Genomic DNA, 490 nt, shown 5'->3' on the forward strand with positions numbered 1-490 from the left:
GCGCCGTCCATATCAGCCAGGCGCTGGCGCCGATGGCCAGGATCGCCGGCTATCCCGTCGAGATCATCGACCCGCGCACCGCTTTCGCCACGCCGGAGCGCTTTCCCGATGTGGCGCTGCACGCCGAATGGCCGCAGGATGTGCTGGCGCGCCAGCCCCTCGACAGCTACACGGCGCTTGCCGCCGTCACCCACGACCCCAAGATCGACGATTTTGCATTGAAGGCAGCGCTCGACGCCAGGTGTTTCTATGTCGGCGCTCTCGGCAGCAGGAAGACGCACGCCAAGCGCGTGGAACGCCTGCTGGCGCTCGGTGCCAGCGCCGACCAGATCGCCCGCATCCATGCGCCGATCGGCCTCGATATCGGCGCGGCAAGTCCGGCCGAGATCGCCGTCGCGGTGCTGGCGCAGACCATCCACGCCTTCCGTTCGCGCGGCCTCGAAGCAAAAGGCGCCGTGGCGTGAAATTCGGTCCCGTTCCGATCGATGAG

1 protein-coding gene is annotated in these 490 nt (G+C 67.8%); it reads left to right on the top strand.

Translation table 11 applies throughout. From position 1 onward, the window contains the following. The coding region (locus tag EN745_RS35670) for an XdhC family protein (protein WP_127423365.1) at positions 1–464 on the top strand (464 nt) is incomplete at its 5' end. Positions 465–490: the final 26 nt, after the last annotated feature.

The sequence above is a fragment of the Mesorhizobium sp. M4A.F.Ca.ET.022.05.2.1 genome, assembly GCF_003998845.1.
GTDB lineage: Bacteria > Pseudomonadota > Alphaproteobacteria > Rhizobiales > Rhizobiaceae > Mesorhizobium.